Genomic DNA, 21,437 nt, shown 5'->3' with positions numbered 1-21,437 from the left:
CTCAAATATAAAAAATTAGTTAAAGGCGTAAGCCAGCAAACATCAATTACTTATATTTAGGTATTAAATATTTTATAAATGAAATCAATAATTACTTTAATTATTATCCTATTTGGTGCAGGTTTTACATTTGCACAAGAGGTTACTTTAGACGATAAAAAATACCAAGTAGATGATAAAACAATATTGTCTAATGGTAAGGATATTACTAATGCTTTAAATGAAGAGCAGCAGCAAAAAATATACAATTTAGCTGAAGAAAAGCAAAACGCATTAAAACAAATTGAATTAGAGAAAAAGGCATCTGAAAAAGCTAAAAAACAAGCCAAAAAACAAGCAAAACAATTAAAAAAGCTTGAAAAACAACAAAAAAAGACGCAAAAAGCATTAAAAAAGAAAGAAAATGCAATTGCTAAAAAAGCTAAAGCAGAAAAACAATTAGCAAAAGCCGAAAAAGAAGCTAAAAAAGCACAATCTAAATATGAAAAACTTAGTAAAAAAGGAAAATTAAGTACAGAAGATGAAGCTAAATGGCTAAAAAAAATTGAAAAACTTAATGATAAAGTAGCCAAAGCAGAAAAGAAATTAAAAAAATTGTAATGGAACAAAATACTCTACATGTTGCGATAATTCAAGCAGATTTGGTGTGGGAAAATCCCAATCAAAACAGAGAAAATTTCACCAAAAAAATTGAAGAAATTACACAAGATGTAGATCTAATTGTATTACCAGAAATGTTTACTTCGGGTTTTACAATGACGCCAGAACATATTGCCGAAACTGAAGAAGGAGAGACCATTATTTGGATGAAGAAAATGGCTTTTCAAAAACAAGCAGCTATTGTCGGAAGTGTTGCAATTAAAGATAATAACCATTATTACAATAGATTATTTTTTGTGCATCCAAATGGTTTGGTAGACACATACGATAAAAAGCACACGTTTACTTTAGCAGGCGAAGACAAGGTTTACAAAAGAGGAAATTCTAAAGTCATCGTAAATTATAAAGGTTTTAAAATACAACCTCTAATTTGTTACGATTTAAGATTTCCTGTTTGGACAAGAATAGCTGAAGAAGATTATAATGTATTAATCTACGTTGCTAATTGGCCAAAAATAAGAGTACATGCTTGGAATACTTTGTTACAAGCTAGAGCAATAGAAAACATGAGTTATTGTATTGGTGTTAACCGTGTTGGTTTAGATGCTAATAACTATGAATATTCTGGTCACTCTGCAGTCTATGATGCTTTAGGTAAAAAACTTTCAACCATACAGCCAAATTTTGAAGGTGTAGAAGTAATAGTTTTAAACAAAAAACATATTGATGATGTAAGAAGTAAACTTCGTTTTTTAGATGATAAAGATAGTTTTAGTTTAGAATAAACTCTTCAACATTACTCCAACCAACCCTAATTTCGACTTCTTTTTTACGGTAGCTTACACGTTCTGGCTGAATTTTTCTTAAAAAATCACCTGTGTCATATTTTCCGTTTTTATTGCTGTCAAAAACAACTCTTAAATAGTATTTTCCTGGTTTTAAATAGAAAAAATCTAATGGTTCTGGTTTTGTACTATACTTTTCGTATTTAACTTCACTTTTATCATTAACAAGTTGTACTAAAATAGGATAAGTTGCATTTTTTACTAAAACTCTTGCTTCTCCTAGCGCATCAGGATCTGGAGTTTGCAAATTGTAATTTAAAGAGTCGTTAGTGTTTTCAAAAAAGTCTGTTACTGTTTCTGGTAAAATTGTTATTTTATATTGGCTTTTTTCTTCTTTTGCAAATTTGATTTCCAGATGATTTAGTAATGTGTCAAGTTTAGTATCAAAATCAATAAATACAGAGTCTTTATCCATAATGCTAATGTTATCCTTATTTACTTTAGTAATAGGGATATTAGCTTTTAATTTAAAACTTTCGTTTATAGCAATAGTATTTATAGGTTCTGCTCTTAGATTTAAAGAGTCTTTTAAATTATCCTTAAGCTTAACAGTAAATGTGTCTATTATTTTATCGTTTTGTACTTTAAAAATTAAAGAGTCTGTGTCTTCTAATTTTGGGTAGTAAAAATAATTTAAAGTATCTGTGTCTTGCTCTTTTACAATTCTAAATTTAAAATCTTCAGGTACTTTGGATAATACATCTATTTTAGTTTTTGTATAATCACCTTGGTAACCAAATGCTATTTTTTCGCCTGCAACTAATCTTGGTTTAAATGCTTTATAATCTAAATCTTCTTTAAACACTTTAAGTTGATAATTAGCAGAAGTATCTGGTACGGTAATGTAATCTTCAAAAAAGCCAATTTTATCACTTTTTTGCTCGTATAAATTATTGTTGTTATTGTCTTTTAAAGCAATTAAGCGGTATGTACCAGCTTTTAAGTTTTCGATAGTAAAATTTGTTGTACTATCTAATGTGTTGGTGACGTATTTAGGTTTTTCTTTATATATGATTGAGTCTGTGTAAGTAGAATCTACTTCGTAAAGATGAACAGATATGAAAGATTCTGTTATTCGGTCTAATCCATCTACCACACTTCCTTTAACATTTAAAGAATCAATATAGTCTCCGGTAGAAAAGACGTAACGATAATACTCGTAAGGGTTTTCTTCGTTGTTATCTACAATACTATTACCAAAATTAAAGGCGTATGTTGTATTAGGTTTTAAAATGTCGTAAATTTTAATTTTTATATACTCACTAGCAGAACTTAAAGGTGTTATTTCTGGTTGAATATCCATTGGAGGCGAAATAATTAACTGCTTCTGTAAATTTTTAACTTTTACATATTCATTAAAGTAGATTCTTATTTCGTTTGCGTTAAAGTTAGTCGAGTAATTTTCAGGTACAGTTTTTACTATTTCAGGTGGAGTTACATCTTTTGGTCCGCCACCAATAGATCCACGGTTGGCACAGTTAATAGCAGTAAGTGCTAGTATTAAATAAAAACTAAAATTTATCCAACGTTTTTGCATAAAAAATCAAATAGAAGCACAAATTAACAACATATTTATGTCTTAACGAAAAATCCTTTATGCTATTGCCATACAAGCAATGCTTATTTTTATATTATTTGCTTTTTGAAGTTGTATGCAGCAAGACTCTATTGTATTTCCAGTAGTAATTATATCGTCAACTAATAAAATGTGTTTATTGTTCAATTTTTCTATGTTTTTAGTAGAAAAAAGTTCGTTATTAAGTTGCCATCTTTCAAGACGTTTTTTTGATGCTTGAGATTTTGAAGAACCACTAATTTTTATCAAAATATCATCTATAAATTCAGCTTGCAATGCGTAAGCAATTTCTTTTCCAAATTTTTCAACTTGATTATAACCACGTTTTTTTAGTTTTTTTGGATGTAAGGGTACTGGTATTACTATATCTACATCATTATAACTTTTTATAGTTTTAAGTTCTGTGCCTATCCATTTTCCAAAAAATTCACCTACTTTTTCATTGCCACCGTATTTAAGTTGATGTATTAAATATTGTACCGTGCCTTGTTTTTCAAACCTAAGTAAAGCAGTACCGTTTTCTATAGCAACACGACCGTATAAAACATTATCAATACTTTTATCATTATTAAAATGAAACTCTGTATTTGGTAATTTATGTCTACAATCTGTACATATAAAATCTTCATTATCATAAAGTAAGTTTTTACAAGCGTTACAAACTGAAGGGAAGAAAACATTAATAAAATCTCTTATTAAATTTTGCATCGAATATTCATTTTATTCTTCAATGAAAATAATGAATAAATGTTTAATATTAAAAACCTATGATTAAACATATTTCTAAATTTAGGTTTTAATAATTATAATTTGATAATCAATTAACATAGTTAATCAATTATTTTTTCGTTTTATCGATAATTATTGATGGTCTTTATTCTTCTTGTTTACTTTGCAAAAAAAAAATTAACAATGATAGTTTTCCCTCAAACATATAACTACAAGTTAATTATTGGTTCATTGATAATAGCGTTATCCGTTTTAGGAGTATTTACATTTCAAAATCAAAATAAGTTAGAAGAGTATAATGCATACTTAGCTCAAGAAAAAAGCTTAATTCAAAATGAGTTGTCAGAGATGATATCTAGATTTGATACTTTAGATATTGAGAATGAAGAATTAAGTTTACAATTAGAAGCTTCTAAGCTAAAACTAGAACAAGCGTTAGACTCTATAAAAACACTAAAAGTCACAGCCAATTTATTAACTCATTATAAGTCCAAAGTACAATTACTTAAGGAAGAAAAGGCGCGTATTCTTAACTTAGTTAATAGTTTAGAGACTCAAAATAAAACTTTACAAACAGAAGTTACTCAATCTAAACAACAATTAAGCAGTATAAAAGTTAAAGCCAATACATTAAAAGAAACAAATGTAAAGCTTAAAAAACGTAATGAAACCTTAAATAAACACATTGTTAAGGCAAGTCAAATGCAAATTACCATGTTAGATGCAAAAGCAGTAAAACGTGTTAGTAAAAATAAGGTTGTAACAACAGATAAAGCAAAAAGAACAAACAAACTTTTAGTCGAATTTGTAATACCAAAAAATGATTTAATTACTAAGGGTAAAAAAGATATTTATATACAAATAGTTAATCCAAATAATAATGTGGTGTCAAACAAAGACGAAGCTAAGTTTGGTAAACAAACCTTAATTTACAGTAAAAAACTAGATGTTAATTTTAACAATAAAGATTTAGCAGTTTCAACTTTTATAGATGCTGATAAAGATGAACCTTTTAAACAAGGTGTTTATTTTGTAAACGTTTTTAACCAAGACAACCGTTTAGCTAGTACTTCAATATTGTTAGACTAATTTTCTTCTTAATTATTAGGCTTAAATCAGCCAAAAATTATATTGTAAACTTTTTATAAACGTTTATCTTTGCTGTATTATGGCAAACAACGACGATCAATTTAAAAAAGTAATCTCTCACGCAAAAGAGTATGGTTACGTATTCCAAAGTAGCGAAATTTACGATGGACTAAGCGCAGTTTACGACTACGCACAAAACGGTGTAGAATTAAAGAAAAACATACGCGACTATTGGTGGCGCGCAATGGTGCAAATGCACGATAATATTGTAGGATTAGACGCTGCAATTTTTATGCACCCAACCACTTGGAAAGCGTCTGGACACGTAGATGCTTTTAACGATCCGTTAATTGATAATAAAGACTCAAAAAAACGTTACCGTGCAGATGTTTTAGTTGAAGATTATTGCTTAAAAATCGAAGCTAAAATTGATAAAGAAGTTAAAAAAGCCGAAAAACGTTTTGGCGATGCTTTTAATAAAGAAGAATTTTTAAGCACAAACGGTCGTGTTTTAGGCTATCAAGAAAAAATTGATACCATCCTAAAACGTCTAGGTAAATCTTTAGAAAATGAAGATTTAGTAGACGTAAAAGCCTTAATTGAAGAATTAGAAATTGCTTGTCCATTAAGCGGAAGTAAAAACTGGACAGACGTTAAGCAATTCAACTTAATGTTTGGTACCAAATTAGGTGCAAGTGCAGACAGCGCAATGGATTTATACTTACGTCCAGAAACAGCACAAGGTATTTTTGTAAACTTCCTAAACGTTCAAAAAACAGGACGTATGAAAATTCCTTTTGGTATTGCTCAAACAGGAAAAGCTTTTAGAAACGAAATTGTTGCAAGGCAATTTATCTTTAGAATGCGCGAGTTTGAACAAATGGAAATGCAATACTTTATCAAACCAGGAACACAAAAAGAATGGTTTGATTACTGGAAAGAAACACGTCTTAAATGGCATAAATCGCTTGGTTTAGGCGAAGATAATTACCGTTTCCATGATCACGAAAAATTAGCACATTATGCAGATGCAGCTACAGATATCGAGTTTAAATTCCCATTCGGATTTAAAGAATTAGAAGGAATTCATTCTCGTACAGATTTCGATTTAAAACAACACGAAGAGTATTCTGGTAAAAAACTTCAGTATTTTGATAACGAAGACAATACAAGTTATACGCCTTATGTTTTAGAAACCTCAATTGGTTTAGATCGTATGTTTTTAGCAGTGTTTTCTAACAGTTTACAAGATGAAACTTTAGAGGACGGAAGCGAAAGAACCGTTTTAAAATTACCAGCAGTTTTAGCACCAACAAAAGCAGCAATTTTACCATTAGTTAAAAAAGACGAAGGTTTAACTAAAATGGCAAAAGATATTGTAGACGATTTAAAATGGGACTTTAACGTTACCTATGACGAGAAAGATGCAGTTGGTAGACGTTACCGTCGTCAAGATGCAGCAGGTACGCCATTTTGTATCACTGTAGATGGCGAAAGTCTAGAAGATAACACTGTAACGATACGTCATAGAGATACTATGGAGCAAAAACGTGTTAAAGTTGAAGAATTACGCGACATCATTAAAAAAGAAGTTGATGTAAAAGAATGGTTAATGAAGATGTAAAATTCCTGTAAAAACAGAAATTTATAAATAAAATTCGCCCAAAACTTTATGTTTTGGGCGTTTTAGTTTAATGACTATGTCCACCTTTGCCACCTTCTTCTAGTAACATTCCTATACCTTTAACTAATATTTGTTTGTTTTGTAATGCTTCAGGATTTAAAATTTCTGTAGCATTTTCGTCTTCTTGACCTATGTTTACTTTTAGCTTTTTAAATTGATAGCCATCAGTAGTTGTTTCATCTAAAACAAGCACATAATTGTTTTTGTCTTCACTTACAATAGCTTCGTTTGGTAAGCCAAGACCTTTTTTACTGTCTGTAATAATGTTAGCTTCTACAAACATACCAACAATAAAATTGGCTAAGTCTTTATCTACGTGTCCGTGAACTTTAACACGTCTTGTAGTTTCATCAATGGTAGTGCCAACTAAATGCACGTCTGCTTCAAAAGTTTTTTCTGAAGCTTCAGGAATTTTAAAGAGTATTTTTTGACCTTTTTTAATGTGCATAATGTCTTTTTCAAAGACTGATAATTCCAAATGAATATGGTCAATATCTACAATTTCTAATATCACATCGTTTGGCGCAACATAAGCGCCATTACTTACATTTACTTTAGTGACGTTTCCATTAATTGGTGCATATAAACTAATGGTTGAGGTAATGTTTCCTTGTTCTACAGCAGCTGGACTAATATTCATCATTTGTAATTTTTTCTTTAGTCCGTTGTAAGTAGCCAAACTACTTTTGTAAGTGCTTTGTGCTTTTAGGTAGTTTTTTTCTGAAGTTATTTTTTCATCAAACAACGTTTTTTGTCTGTTAAATTCAGCTTTCAAATAATTAAGTTGCTCTGCGATTTCTAAATAGTTTTGCTGAATTTCAACATACTCAGGATTTTTTAAGCTCACTAAAAGTTGTCCTTTTTTAACTTCGTCACCAACTAATAGTGGTGTGTTTGTAATATATCCGCCAATAAATGTCGTGATACTCGATTTGTTTTTTGGTGGCACGTCTATCATTCCGGTAACGGCAATTCCTGCTGAAAAATCAAGTGTTTTCAACGTATCTAAAACCATTTGCTCGCTTTTAAATTGAGCTTTAGTTACGGTTATAATATTGTTTTTTGTTGCTGTGTTTTCGACTGTTTCTGAGTTGTTTTCTTTATTTCCGCAGGTTAAAAATAAAAGCGAAAAAAGAAGTATGTATATATGTTTCATAGATTTAAAATTTTCAAGAACCATTGGTTCGGTTATTTACTTTTCTAAAGTTGTTGGTCTTTATTTGCCAAATGCCCATTATGGGCTTTCATGTTAAAAAATATTTAGAGTAAGGTGGTTAATTTGTATTACGGTTTGATTGTAAGCGTTTAAATTTTCTAGGTACGATAATTCAATTTCGCTAGCGGTTTCAAGACTTTGTATGTATTGAAAAAAGTCAATTTCACCTTCTTTAAAGGTACGGTTTGCGGTTTTTATAATTTGATTTTTCAGCTCTTCACCTTCATTATTATAGTAGTTTACAGCTTCTTCATATTGCGCTAAAGTCGCCAAAAGCGCATTGTATTTAGTATTTAATTTGGTTTTGTAATCTTGCTGTTGCTCTGTAATAATGTCTTTAGCAATTTTTGAAGCTTTTATCTTTGAAGCATTGCCAGAAAACAACAACGGAATTTTTAACCCGAATTGATACCCTTTTAAATTGGTATTTAATTGGTCATTTGTACCTTGAAAATACTCTACACTAATGTCTGGTAACAGGTTTTGTTTTTCCTGTTGATAGATGGCGTTTTGATAGTTTTTAGCTTGTTCAAAGTATTGAAAACCAACATTGTTTTGTGTTGAAATAGTTTCAATTTGTAACTGTTCAAGCGGTTGGTCTACTATATCTAAACTATCAACTTGCACAACACTTTTTAATTGCTCTTTAGAAAATTCAACTTCTTTAAGTGCTTGTTTGTATAAGGTTTCTAACTGTTTTTGTTTGGATTTAGCGGTAATCATTTCTAAATAATTGGTTTCGCCAAGTTCAAAACGGCGTTTTGATTTACTGGCAAAATCTTGATACAGACTATCTAAATATTTGTAAGTTTTTGCCTTGTTTTTAGCATAACTCAACTGATAATAGTTGGCGTAAATCGCTTGCTGTAATTGCAGAAATCGAAGATTGTAATGTGTTTCTTCTAAACTAGCTTTTGCTTTATTCGTTTTCTTTTCCGCAAAATATACCGTTGGAAATTTAAAATCTTGAGCAATACCAAACACCTTTAATGGTTGATTGTTTATGGCTAAATTATTTTCGTCATAACTGTAATAAATAGACGTTTTATCAAAACTAAATGCGCTTCCTATTAAAGCATTACTTTCGTCTACCTTAAGACTCGACGCTTTTAAGCTGGCATTGTTATCTATTGCTAAATCCAAAGTTTCTTCAATAGTTAATGGATTTTGTGCGTTAGCATTCATCATAAAAAAGAAACCAATTATGCTAACGATTGCTGTTTTATTCATTTTTATGTCTTTTTTAGTTTCAAACCAAGCGTATAAAACAGGTAACACGATTAGGGTTAATACGGTTGCAGAGACTAGTCCACCAACCACTACCGTTGCTAACGGACGCTGCACTTCGGCACCAGCATTGGTCGAAACCGCCATAGGTAAAAATCCTAAAGCTGCTGCTGCTGCGGTTAGTAAAACAGGTCGCAAACGCTCTGAAGTACCACGTTTTATGCGTTCTTCAATATCATCCATACCGTGTTCTTTTAGTTCTTTAAAATGCTCTATAAGTACAATACCGTTAAGTACGGCAATACCAAAAAGTGCAATAAAACCAACACCTGCCGAGATACTAAACGGTAAATCGCGTAACCATAAAAGCAATACGCCACCAACAGCAGATAATGGAATAGCAGAGTATATTAATAAGGCTTCTTTTACTGAGCTAAATGCAAAATACAGCAGTAAAAAAATTAAGGCTAAAGCAATTGGTACCGCAATCATTAAACGTGCTTTGGCACTTTGTAAATTTTCAAATTGTCCACCATAAGTTACATTATAACCAACAGGTAATTTTAGTTGCTGGTCTAGAATGGATCTGACATCATCTACTACCGATTGCAAATCGCGGTTACGTACATTAATCCCAACGACTATACGACGTTTGGTGTCGTCTCTTGAAATTTTTGCAGGTCCAGTGGTGTATGTGATTTCTGCTAATTCGCTAAGCGGAATTTTTGTTCCACTTGGTGTATCGACATATAAATTTTGAAGACTGGCTAGGTTTTTTCTATTGTTTTGGTCTAAACGCATCACTAAATCAAAGCGCTTTTCGCCTTCAAAAACTTGACCAACAGTTCCGCCAGCAAATCCCATTGAAATTACTTGATTAACATCGGAAATATTAAGTCCGTAACGTGCAATTTTACTTCGGTTGAAAGACACACTCATTTGAGGTAAACCTTCAACTTTTTCAATTATTATATCTGAAGCACCTTCTACATTTTTAATTAGTTCTTTGACTTCGTCTGCTTTATTGGCTAAAATGGATAAATCTTCGCCAAATATTTTAATAGCCACATCGGCTCTAACACCTGTGATTAGCTCGTTAAAACGCATTTCGATAGGTTGTGTAAATTCCACTTCCATACCAGGAATGATGCTTAATGCTTCTTTAAATTTATCTGCTAGTTCGTCTTTACTTTTCGCGCTTACCCATTCGTTTTTTGGTTTTAGTTTTATGATGACATCGCTTTCTTCCATAGACATTGGATCTGTTGGGACTTCGGCAGCACCAATACGACTAACAACTTGGTCAACTTCCGGGAAATTTTCTAATAGAATATTCTCAATTTTAGTCGTGATTTCGATGGTTTTTCCAAGTGATGTTCCTGTTTTTAAAACAGGTTGAATTACGAAGTCGCCTTCGTCTAAAGTTGGTACAAATTCACCACCCATTTTACTAAATAAAAAGATGCTGATAGCGAGTAGAATTCCGGCTATACTTACTACTGTTTTTTTACGATGTAAAGCCCAATTAATAGTAGGTCTGTACCAAGAGTTAAGCACTTTCATTAACCTAACGGAAACATTTTTTTCGCTTGGTGCTTTAGGTTTCAAAAACAATGATGATACTACTGGAACATAAGTGAGACAAAGTAACATTGCACCAACTAACGCAAAACTGAATGTTAATGCCATAGGCTTAAACATTTTGCCTTCTACACCGCTTAATGATAAAATTGGAATGAAAACAATTAAGATGATTAATTGTCCAAAAATGGCAGAATTCATCATTTTTGAGGCACTTTTTAATGTAATTTGATCGATTTCTGACTGTTTTGCTTCTTTTGTGAGTGATTTTAGTTTTTCACTTTCCGTAATAATTCTAAAAGCAATAAACTCGACAATAATCACTGCGCCATCAATAATAATTCCGAAATCTATCGCGCCAAGACTCATTAGATTGGCATCTACACCAAAAATATTCATCATTGAAATGGCAAATAATAAACTCAACGGAATAACAGACGCAACGACCAAACCTGAACGCAAATTGCCAAGCAATAACACTACAACGAATATGACAATGAGTGATCCTAAAATTAGGTTTTCGGACACGGTAAAGGTGGTTTTCCCAATCAGTTCACTACGTTCTAAAAATCCGTTGATGTAAACACCTTCAGGTAAACTTTTTTCAATGCTTTTTACGCGTTCTTTTACAGCATCAATAATGGCTTTAGAGTTACCATCTTTAAGCATCATAATTTGCCCAAGCACTTTTTCGCCTTCGCCATTACCGGTAATAGCACCAAAACGCGTGGCACTTCCAAAACCAACTTTAGCAACGTCTTTAATATAAATTGGCGCGCCTTCATTTTTGACTACGATTTGCTCAATATCTTCAAGGTTTTTAACCAAGCCTTCGCCACGAATAAAATAGGCTTCATCAGTTTTTTCGATATAACCACCACCAGCAACACTGTTGTTTTTTTCTAATGCATCGTAAATCTCGGACACCGAAATATTCATAGCATTTAACTTGTTTGTGTTAATGGCAACTTCGTATTGCTTTAAATATCCGCCCCAAGTATTAACCTCTACTACACCAGGAATACCAGAGAGTTGTCGTTTTACAATCCAGTCTTGGATGGTGCGCAAATCGGTAATGGAATATTGGTCTTCGTAACCAGGTTTTACATCTAAAATGTATTGGAATATTTCACCCAAACCAGTGGTAATTGGTCCCATTTCTGGCGAGCCAAAACCGTCTGGAATTTTCTCAGAAGCTGACTTGATTTTTTCTGCAATTAATTGTCTTGGTAGATATGTGCCCTTTTCATCTTTAAAAACAATGGTGACTACCGAAAGTCCAAATTTTGAGACAGATCTGATCTCTTCTACGCCTGGTAAATTTGCCATTTCTAGCTCAACAGGATAGGTGATAAATTGCTCAACATCTTGGGTTGATAAGTTGCGAGATGTGGTAATCACTTGGACTTGGTTATTGGTAATATCTGGTACAGCGCCAATAGGAATTTGGGTTAAAGAGAAAATTCCGAAACCAATAATAAATGCTGTAAAAAGGAAAATAATTAGCTTATTATTTAAGCTTGATTTTATGATTTTTTCTAACATAATTCATAATGATAAAATTGAAAAGTACCTGTCTATAATTAAAAACAGGATGAATTTTAAAATGAATTATGCGTGTTTTGGTGGTTGAAAAACAGATGGTTTTTCGAAAGAAGTAAAGGATTCTTTATAGAAGAAGTTGAAAGGGATTTCAATGAAGACTTCATTGCTTATTTTAAATGAAATATTAGGACTTATAAAAGACAAGTTAATATGTGTGCACATGTGGTGATTGTCTTTAAACGGTAAATCTTTATGTTCTTTATGGTCGCTTTCATGATCATCTCTAGCTTCACCATAATGTTCAGCTAAAAAATCAAAAAAAGAATCGCCATACATTTCTTTATGAAATTGAGCATGATCAATCAAGGCATTAATCTTAGAAATGTCGTCTAAGTTAATATTGAAACTTTGAATAAGAATCAGAAACGAATATGTTAATGCCAATATTTTGTTCATGCCTTACGAAATTACAAAATTAAAGGAATTAAACTGTTACAAAAGTTACATATGACTGTTAATATAGAACGTTTTTAATTAAGGATTTTTATTTATAAAATATTATTAGCTAGGTAATTGGCGTCTTTTTTTATGCCGCCTAAAGTAGCAGATCCACGTGTGTGTAACCATGGTAAACCAATAAAATATAGTCCGTTTGTTGTGCTAATACCACGATGATGTTTTGGATAACCATTTTGGGTTAACTCAATATTTTTTATCCAATTAAAGTTGGGTTTATAACCGGTTGCCCAAACAATATTTTTTACATCGTTAAGTGTTTTTTTTGATGTTTTAATAGTGTTTTTTTCGGCGTCAAGTGTGTATCCGACAGGTATAACGTTATCTCTTTTAATTATAGATTTTACATCTGTGCCAATAATTGGCTGTTTAGATTTACTAATCTTTTTTCCAAGCCAAGAGTCCTTACTAAAACTTAAAAAGCCTGTTATAGTAAACCACCACCAAAGTGTTTTTCCTAAGATTTCTTGTGGTAAAGTTTTGATGTCTGTATTTCCTGAGAAATAAGTTTTATTATTGGTTTGTTTTGAAATTTCATCTAAAATCTGAAATCCGCTATCACCGCCACCAACAACCAGTGTTGCGCCATCTTTAAGTTGTTCCGGATTTTTGTAGTAATTACTATGTATTTGAAAAATATCTTCGGAAAGATTATTATGAAATTTTGGCGTGTAAGGAATATGAAACGGTCCAGTTGCTACAATAACTTCTTTGCACTTTAAATCACCTTTATTTGTTTTTACAATAAAATGATTGTCTTTCTTTTCAATGCGTTCTGCAAGCGTGTTTAATTGCACTGGGAAGTCAAATTTTTCTACATAAGCTTTAAAGTAATCTGCGACTTCGTATTTGTCAGGATAATGTCCTTTAGGTGCAGGAAAAGGCATTCCTGCAAGATGATTAAACTCGGTTGGTGTGAATAGTTTTAACGAGTTCCAACGGTTAAGCCAAGAAGCACCAATTTCATCCTCTTTATCAATTATTAAAAAATCTTTTTGATTTTTCTTTAAGTGATAAGCCATAGATAATCCTGCTTGTGCTGCACCAATAATTATAAAATCTTTCATTAAAACGTATTGTGGTTATTGTCATAGTATACGTTTTTTAAAGGGTTTTAGCAAATGGAAGTTTTTAAAATACGTAAATGCTTAAAAATAAGCTTTTAACTGTACGTTACCGGTATGAATGGTTTTTGAGGTTTCAGTTTTTCTACCAAAATAATTAAGATTTAAATCTAAAAATTTGGTTAGTTTTTTTTGCGCTAAAAGTGTCCAAGTAAAGTTTTTTCCTGGTTGTAAACCTTCTAATAATTGATAAGCTACAGGACTGTTGGCGTTGCCTGTAAAGTCGTTATTGAATACGTTAAATTCAGCAGAAATTGCGCCAGATTGTGCATTGCTTTTAGGCGAAAACGCAAATGATAAACCATACTTTTGCTGCTGTAAAGTTTCTAAATTATTAATTGTATTTTCTTTGTTTGTATATTGATAAAACACGTCAAATTGAACATTATCATTTAATAAATATGATATTTTTGGGTTGAAAGCTTCAGTATCTAAATCGAAATTTTTACTGCTAAAGTTTTGACTTTTATTAAATTGATTTTCTAAAGTAGAGGTTAAAGTAACTAGCCAACTATTAGCTATTTTGTGCGTGAAATTTAATTGGTGACTTTTCAATTTGTTTTCTATAAACCCAAAACTTAGTGTGCTTTTAGATTGATTGTTTAAATACGTGTAAGACGTTGTATAGCGTTGCTTGCCTCGGTTAAAAAACAGTACATTTCTAAAGTTTTGGTTAAGTCCCAATTGATTGTCTTCGTCTTTTTTAAAAGGATTTAAATCAAAATTATCACCGTTTCTTCTAATTTTTCTATCAATTAAATAACTGGTTTGATTGTAAAATTTAGATAATAATTTTTTTCCTTTTTGCTCTGAATTCACCCAATTTATTGGGTTTAAAGTTAGGGTTTGACTCAATCTGTTTTGATGTGTTTTTATATAAACTTGATTAGGTAATAACACACGAATATATTCACCTTGATCGGTAAATTGAGCAATTTCAAATTCTTCTAATTCTTGTATACCGTTATTATTATAATCAATCCAAGTGTATGCGCCTTGACCAGGTTCTACTTGCACGTAAGTGAAATCTTGTTGAGGTAAAGAGCCAGAATTAGTCTCGAAAGCAGTATTCCAAATAACACCATTTTTTAGAAACTTTTGATTGAATAATATACGCGAGTTTAGAGAGTTTTCGTCTGCAATGTCTTCATCTTCATAAGTCAGCGTACGGTAATTAACATACATTGATAGATTGGTGTTTTTGTTACTTATCAAACGCGAATCTAAATAGTATGTTTTTGAGGTATTAACACGAGTTAATTTTTGATTTTGAATACTGTCATTAACTCTAAATTTATAACCAACTTCTGCAAAAACATTGGTGCTATCACCAATTCCTGTAAAGGCTTGATAAGCTGTAAAACGTTGAGATAGGTCTGTAAAAGCTTGTGTTTCTTTAATGCGCTCTTTGTTTTCTTCAGCTGAAAAACCAGCCCCAAACCATTGCTTTTTTAAGGCGTAAATGGCTTTGTTGTAACTTCTGAAAAATCTAGATTTGTTAAAAGTTGCATCCGAATTTAATAGACTTGTTTGTGATGAAATATTAAGTTTTTTAAGTCTTAAATTGGTGTTTAAATTGTGTTTGCTTCCGCTAAATGTTCCTGAGTAGTTTAAATGCTGAAAGTTGTAACTTGCATTTCCTTTTTCTGGGTGAACAGCCTCAAAACCTGCTGAAATTAAAGCTTGATTTCCTAAGGTTGTATTTTGAAGATTGGTGCTGTTTTGGCTTAAATTCCAGTCACGATTAAATTCTGGTCGGTATAAACGTTGTATAGTTTTAAAATCTTGATTGATGTAATCTATATCTGCAATTGCATTAAGATTCCAAAGACTATCTTGTTTGATTATGGACTGTTCTACGGTTAATTTACCTGCATAACCATTATTGTTTTCATCATCTAAATTAGAAAACAGGTTAAGGTCGTTTTTGCTACCGGCTAATTCAAAACTAATGTTTGTTTTTTCATTTGGTGTGTATTCACCATTTACTACTGCAATTTGTAAAAGCGTTGGCGCTACTAATTGTACTACAGGTGCATAATTACCTTGTGGTATACCATTTATTGGCGCAACGTATTCATAAATATTATTAATGGCATTTGACGATGATAGTATATAATCACCTAGATTTTCTCCAATTAAAGTAAAGGTAACGCTGTAAAGCTCGTCATCTGGATTGTTGGAGAATATGTAAATCTCTTCTCCGTTAAAAATTTCTTTTTTGTATAAAATTCTATTTTCATTATATGCTTCTGGGACTTCAGAAGGCGCTGTCATTAGGTTTTGATCATCACCTGCGTTGCTTAAAATTTCAGCTTGTGCTTGAGAGATATTTTGTTGTAATGGATTGTTTTTAGAATCGTTTTCAGAATAGACAGAAGCGCCAATTTTCAGTTTGTCGCTACTGTAATTTCCACCTCCAAAAGCGACAATTCTAGAATAATTTCGTTCAGAATATTGAAAATCAACACTAATTCTCATTTCTGAAGTTACAGGATACGTAGGGTTGAAAATAATTTCACCTGCATTGTAATCTATAATATAATCTTCGTTTTCTCCTCTTTTTAACGGTACGCCATTTACGTAAACGGTTTCACTTCCGGAAACGATAAGTATAAACAACTCGCCACTTGGACCTTGCAGTTTGTACGGACCTTGATTACCTTCTTGAGCGGTAAATTGGTAGTTGGTAAATTGCCCGCGTACCAAAGCGCCAGACGCAAAAAGATTGGTTTGATGGTTGTCGTTACCCAAGTTCGCTCTTATTTGTAAGCCTTGCACACGCTTAGAAAAACTAGCAAAATAAGAGTTGTTATTTTGTAAGTCGATATCTCCTGCGCGTATTGCCCAACGGTCACTAAAAAGCTCTAAAAACACTTGGTCAAACTCGTCTAAACGTTGTGAGTAACCACTTTCTTGTAATGGTATGTTGGCATCTTGTATGCTGGCGCGCAGTGAGACTTTATCGTTTAGTTTACCAGTGATTTGTAAATCTAATTCGCTATTTAAAACAGAATTTTGGTTGTTACCAATAGTTACGCCGCGACTTATACTACCTGTAGTGGTTAAACCATCAAAAGGTGTAAAAGTGTTTGTAATATTGGGTTGTTTAAGTTGTACAAGTTTGTCAATGTTTGCAATACTTTCTACAATAACGCTTTTGTCAAATTGTTGGTAAGTTCTAGTTAAAAATTCAGGATATTTTTGGTAACTTACTATTACAGAATCTCCTTCAATAGGTTTTAAAAGTTGAAGCGTTGACGTTGCAAAATCAATAGTGTAATACGTAGTATCTAAAACCTGATTGCTATTAGTTTTTAGTTCAAAAAAATTAGAATTTATACTTACGCTATCTACTTTTATAGTGTCTTTAACGGCGATGGTTTTCTTTACCAATAAATCGTCTTGGTCTTGCCCAAAAGCAAAAAAGACTGACAAGAAAATAAAAAAGGTAAAGCAATTTTTCATCTACAACTATAACAGTAAAATGGTTACTTTATTTTGTTAATATTTTTTAGTTAAAAAGGCTATAATTCATCTTGTAAAAGTAACGCATTATTTATTTTAGCAGAAATTAATAATTAAGATGAAAATTATCTCATACAACGTTAACGGAATTAGAGCAGCAATAAACAAAGGATTTATAGATTGGTTAAAAAGTGCAAATCCAGATATTTTGTGTTTGCAAGAGATAAAAGCAATGGAAGAACAGCTAGATTTAGACTTGTTTAAAGACGCTGGTTACCATTATAATTATTGGTTTAGCGCACAAAAAAAAGGCTATAGCGGTGTAGCTGTGTTGTGTAAAACCGAACCAGATCATGTCGAGTTTGGAACAGGAATAGAATCTATGGATTTTGAAGGTAGAAACTTGCGTGTAGATTTTGGACATTTATCGGTGATGAGTATGTATTTGCCTTCTGGAACAAACGATGCTAGATTATCGCACAAATTTGAATATATGGACATGATTCATCAATATTTAAATGATTTACGTCAAGAAAGACCTAATCTAGTTGTTTGTGGAGATTACAATATTTGTCATGAAGAAATAGATATTCATAACCCAAAAATGAAAGGCGTTTCAGGTTTTTTACCCGAAGAGCGCGAGTGGTTAACAAGCTTTATAGATAGCGGTTTTATTGATTCCTTTAGATATCTTCATCCAGAAAGACAAGAATATTCGTGGTGGAGCTACCGCGCCAATGCAAGAGCAAACAATAAAGGTTGGCGTTTAGATTACGCAATGGTTAGCGAGCCATTACAACAAAAAATAAAAAGAGCAGTTATATTACAAGAAGCAAAACATAGTGACCATTGTCCAATTTTGCTAGAACTAGAAAACTAATAAACAACAATCCCAAATAAATAAAAAATGAAAAACACCTTTTTAACTTTAATGCTTTCAACTTTTGTATTATCAAGTTGTGTATCGCCAAAAGTGTACAAAGAGCTAGAAAGTAAATATGCAGACTTAAAAAAAGAAAATAGATCGTTAAAAGATCAAAATAAGGATTTACAAAAAGCAAAAAACCAAGCTGAAAATGACTTAGCTTCATTACAAGCAAAATATGACGAAGCTGTAGCAAAACGCGACCAATTACAAGCAGATCTAGCAGCAACAAAAACTAATTATGATACTTTAAAAGCATCATATGACGCTTTAGAAGCTAATAGTAGTTCTGCAATTGCGGCAAACACAAAAAAGAACAGAGAATTATTAGCGCAATTAGAAGCTAAAGAGCAAGCATTAGCTACAGAAAACGCTAGATTAGAGCAGTTAAAAAAAGAACTTGAAGCAAGATCGCAACGTGTAGCAGATCTAGAGGCTATAATATCTGCAAAAGAAGCCGAAATGAATGCGTTAAAAGACGCCATTTCAAGTGCGTTAGTAGATTTTGAAGGTAAAGGATTAACCGTAGAAAAACGTAACGGAAAAGTTTATGTATCTATGGAAAATAAACTGTTATTCCAATCAGGTAGTTGGGCAGTAGGAACACAAGGTAAACAAGCAGTAAAGCAGTTAGGAACAGTGTTGGCAGATAATCCAGACATTTCAGTATTGATAGAAGGACACACAGATAACGACCCATTTTCTGGTAACGGAAACGTAAAAGACAACTGGGATTTATCAACTAAACGTGCTACAGCAATAGTAAATATCCTTCAAGAAAATAAAAATATCAATCCAGAAAGTTTAACAGCTGCAGGTCGTGGCGAGTATGCTCCTGTTGCAACTAACGACACAGCTGAAGGAAAAGCAAAAAACCGTCGTATAGAGGTTATTTTAACACCAAAATTAGACAAAATCACAGAGTTGTTAAATAATTAGGGCGTTAGCACAGTCTTGAGTTATACTTAGCGCAAATTGTTAAGTTTTGAGTATAAAATTCTTAACAAACATTTAGACCTTTAGTTAAATTATTTAATTAAAGGTCTTTTTATATTTGTTAAAAAGTAAACTATCCAAAAAATGAAATATACAACGCTTCCAAACACAGATATAAAAGTGAGTAAAATTTGCCTAGGTACTATGACTTGGGGAAATCAAAATACAGAAGAAGAAGGTCATGCACAATTAGATTATGCAATAGAACAAGGTGTGAATTTTATAGATACAGCAGAATTATATCCTGTACCTGCTGAAGCAAGAACGCAAGGAAGAACTAGTGAAATAATAGGGACATGGCTTAAAAAAACAGGACATAGAGAAAAAGTTGTTATCGCATCCAAAATAGCTGGGCCAGGCGATTATACCGCACACATACGTACATCAGGATTTCAAAAAGGATCAATTAAAGATGCTGTAGAAAAAGAATTAAAAAGACTACAAACAGATTATATAGATTTGTTTCAATTACATTGGCCAGAACGACAAACTAATACGTTTGGGGTAAGAGATTATAATCATAATCCAAACGACAAATGGGAAGATAATTTTAAAGACGTTTTAGAGCAGTTAGAGGCTGTAAAAAAAGAAGGAAAAATTCGTTTTGCAGGACTTTCTAACGAAAAAGCATGGGGAACAATGCGCTATTTAGAAGAATCTAAAAAGCATAATTTAATAAGACCGATAACCATTCAAAATGCATACTCTTTAATTAACCGAGTTTTTGAAGGAGACATGGCTGAAATTTCAATAAGAGAAAATATAGGATTATTAGCTTATTCGCCTATGGCATTTGGTGTGTTATCTGGTAAATATATTAAAGGAACTGCAGGAGAAAACTCTAGATTAAAATTGTTTCCAAGATTTGCTAGATACAGTAGTGAAAATTCAACAATTGCAACAAAAAAATATCTAGAGCTAGCAGAAGCTAATAATCTTAGCTTAGCGCAAATGGCATTGGCTTTTGTTAATCAAAGACCATTTATAACTAGTAATATTATTGGAGCAACTAATTTAGAGCAACTTAAAGAAAATATTTCAAGCATTAATATTGAATTATCTTCAGAAATTTTAGAAAAAATAAATCAAATTCATTCCATAATACCTAATCCTGCTCCTTAATCGATAGTCATTAAGGGATTAGTCGCTGTTTTCTTTTAAACGATAAATTAAAACATTTTATCTATATTAACTATTTAGGGTAAGTAGTAGTAGGTTTTTTTTAATAGCTTAGATGTTTCTAAAACTAAACATCTCATTAATTAATATGAAAAAAACTACTCTACTAATTTGTTTGATTGCTTTATTTTCGAGCATACAATCATTTTCACAAATTACCAGTTATCCTTACTCAGAAGATTTTGAATCTGGAGATGGTGGCTGGACAGCAAACGGTACAGGAACATGGGCTTTAGGAACGCCAGCAGCTACTATTATAAATAGTGCAGCATCTGGTAGTAACTCATGGGTAACAAATCTAACCGGAAATTATAATAGTAATGAGGACTCTTTTGTAAGTAGTCCAATTTTTGATCTATCAACATTGTCATCACCAAGCATTGAAATGAGTATTTGGTGGGAATCAGAGTTTAGTTGGGATGGAACTGTATTACAGTCATCTATTGATGGTGGAGCAACATGGCAAAATGTTGGTGCTTTTGGAGACCCTAATAATTGGTATACAGATACTACAATTAATGGTAATCCAGGAGGGCAACAAGAAGGATGGACAGGACGAAATGGTTCTGGGTCTAATGGATGGGTAACTGCACGTCATGCTTTAGTAGGCTTAGCAGGCGAAAGTAGTGTTCAGCTAAGAATAGCTTTTGGATCAGATGGATCTGTTCAGGATGAAGGATTTGCTTTTGATGATGTGTCTATTTTTGATGTGACATGCCCTGAGCCATTAAATTTATCGGTTACAACTTTAAGTGAGAGCACTGCAGATATAACATGGTTAGCAGGCGGATCAGAGACTGAATGGCAAATTTGGATACAACCAGCAGGAACAGGAGAGCCAACAACAGATGGTACAACAACATCGACTAACAACCCTTATCCAGCAAGTGGTTTAACACCAAGTACAGCTTATGAAGTTTATGTAAGAGCTGATTGTGATACTGATGGGTTTAGTAACTGGGTGGGACCAGTAAACTTCACAACGTTTAACACACCACCACCAGCACCAGTAGGTGTAACATGTTCTAGTGGAACATCAACATTTATCTTTACAGAAGATTTTGGAAATGATACAAACTATGTACCATCAGGATGGACAGGAACAACTTTTGCAGATAGTAATGGTAACTGGGATAT

The 21,437-nt window shown here is 32.2% G+C and carries 15 protein-coding genes; 8 read left to right on the top strand and 7 right to left on the bottom strand.

What is annotated here, in order from left to right; translation table 11 throughout:
- The first annotated feature begins 78 nt into the window (after positions 1–78).
- Together H574_RS14340 and H574_RS0102920 are read left to right on the top strand one after the other, a co-directional pair.
- Entirely contained in the window at positions 79–600 is a 522-nt protein-coding gene (locus H574_RS14340) for a hypothetical protein (protein ID WP_027879122.1), read from the top strand.
- Positions 600–1,385 (top strand): nitrilase family protein, encoded by a 786-nt coding sequence (locus tag H574_RS0102920; protein WP_027879121.1) that lies wholly within the window; start codon positions 600–602, stop codon positions 1,383–1,385. Before H574_RS14340 ends, H574_RS0102920 begins: the two co-directional genes overlap by 1 nt.
- On the opposite strand, the gene H574_RS0102915 is transcribed toward H574_RS0102920, so the two are convergent.
- Together H574_RS0102915 and H574_RS0102910 are read right to left on the bottom strand one after the other, a co-directional pair.
- Positions 1,372–2,982 carry an Ig-like domain-containing domain gene (locus tag H574_RS0102915; RefSeq protein ID WP_027879120.1) on the bottom strand — a complete coding sequence of 537 codons (1,611 nt, stop codon included), beginning with the start codon at positions 2,980–2,982 and terminating at the stop codon, positions 1,372–1,374. The genes H574_RS0102920 and H574_RS0102915 overlap by 14 nt on opposite strands.
- Positions 2,983–3,039: 57 nt before the next feature.
- Positions 3,040–3,729 carry a ComF family protein gene (locus tag H574_RS0102910; protein ID WP_027879119.1) on the bottom strand — a complete coding sequence of 230 codons (690 nt, stop codon included), beginning with the start codon at positions 3,727–3,729 and terminating at the stop codon, positions 3,040–3,042.
- A 204-nt stretch (positions 3,730–3,933) separates the two neighbouring features.
- Here H574_RS0102910 and H574_RS0102905 point away from each other — a divergent pair, with 204 nt between their 5' ends.
- Together H574_RS0102905 and H574_RS0102900 are read left to right on the top strand one after the other, a co-directional pair.
- Positions 3,934–4,839 carry a hypothetical protein gene (locus H574_RS0102905; RefSeq protein WP_027879118.1) on the top strand — a complete coding sequence of 302 codons (906 nt, stop codon included), beginning with the start codon at positions 3,934–3,936 and terminating at the stop codon, positions 4,837–4,839.
- A gap of 79 nt (positions 4,840–4,918) precedes the next feature.
- Entirely contained in the window at positions 4,919–6,463 is a 1,545-nt protein-coding gene (locus H574_RS0102900) for a glycine--tRNA ligase (protein WP_027879117.1), read from the top strand.
- 67 nt (positions 6,464–6,530) lie between these two features.
- Here the strand turns inward: H574_RS0102900 and H574_RS0102895 are convergent, their stop codons facing one another.
- The 5 genes from H574_RS0102895 to H574_RS0102875 all read right to left on the bottom strand — a co-directional run bounded on the left by H574_RS0102895 (position 6,531) and on the right by H574_RS0102875 (position 17,200).
- Entirely contained in the window at positions 6,531–7,679 is a 1,149-nt protein-coding gene (locus H574_RS0102895; RefSeq protein WP_027879116.1) for an efflux RND transporter periplasmic adaptor subunit, read from the bottom strand.
- A 93-nt stretch (positions 7,680–7,772) separates the two neighbouring features.
- Complete coding sequence (locus H574_RS0102890; RefSeq protein ID WP_027879115.1) at positions 7,773–12,092, bottom strand: CusA/CzcA family heavy metal efflux RND transporter; 4,320 nt, start codon at positions 12,090–12,092, stop codon at positions 7,773–7,775.
- A gap of 66 nt (positions 12,093–12,158) precedes the next feature.
- Positions 12,159–12,548: a hypothetical protein gene (locus H574_RS0102885; RefSeq protein ID WP_027879114.1), complete on the bottom strand. Its 390-nt coding sequence runs from the start codon at positions 12,546–12,548 to the stop codon at positions 12,159–12,161.
- A 92-nt stretch (positions 12,549–12,640) separates the two neighbouring features.
- The gene (locus H574_RS0102880; protein WP_027879113.1) at positions 12,641–13,675 is read right to left on the bottom strand and encodes a flavin-containing monooxygenase; all 1,035 of its coding nucleotides are present in this window, start codon (positions 13,673–13,675) and stop codon (positions 12,641–12,643) included.
- An 81-nt stretch (positions 13,676–13,756) separates the two neighbouring features.
- Complete coding sequence (locus H574_RS0102875) at positions 13,757–17,200, bottom strand: hypothetical protein (RefSeq protein ID WP_027879112.1); 3,444 nt, start codon at positions 17,198–17,200, stop codon at positions 13,757–13,759.
- Between the two features lie 118 nt (positions 17,201–17,318).
- On the opposite strand from H574_RS0102875, the gene H574_RS0102870 reads away from it, so the two are divergent.
- From H574_RS0102870 to H574_RS13875, 4 genes are all read left to right on the top strand, one after another.
- Positions 17,319–18,080, top strand: coding sequence for an exodeoxyribonuclease III (locus H574_RS0102870; protein ID WP_027879111.1), 762 nt, complete (start codon positions 17,319–17,321; stop codon positions 18,078–18,080).
- A 27-nt stretch (positions 18,081–18,107) separates the two neighbouring features.
- Positions 18,108–19,064: an OmpA family protein gene (locus H574_RS0102865; protein WP_027879110.1), complete on the top strand. Its 957-nt coding sequence runs from the start codon at positions 18,108–18,110 to the stop codon at positions 19,062–19,064.
- Between the two features lie 141 nt (positions 19,065–19,205).
- On the top strand, positions 19,206–20,243 hold the full coding sequence (locus H574_RS0102860) for an aldo/keto reductase (RefSeq protein ID WP_027879109.1): 1,038 nt from the start codon (positions 19,206–19,208) through the stop codon (positions 20,241–20,243).
- A gap of 145 nt (positions 20,244–20,388) precedes the next feature.
- Positions 20,389–21,437, top strand: a 1,049-nt coding sequence (locus H574_RS13875) for a fibronectin type III domain-containing protein (protein WP_036227028.1), incomplete at its 3' end; no start/stop codon positions are given.

It is taken from the genome of Mesoflavibacter zeaxanthinifaciens DSM 18436 (assembly GCF_000422365.1).
Lineage (GTDB): Bacteria > Bacteroidota > Bacteroidia > Flavobacteriales > Flavobacteriaceae > Mesoflavibacter > Mesoflavibacter zeaxanthinifaciens.
This window is presented reverse-complemented; position numbering and strand designations above follow the sequence as displayed.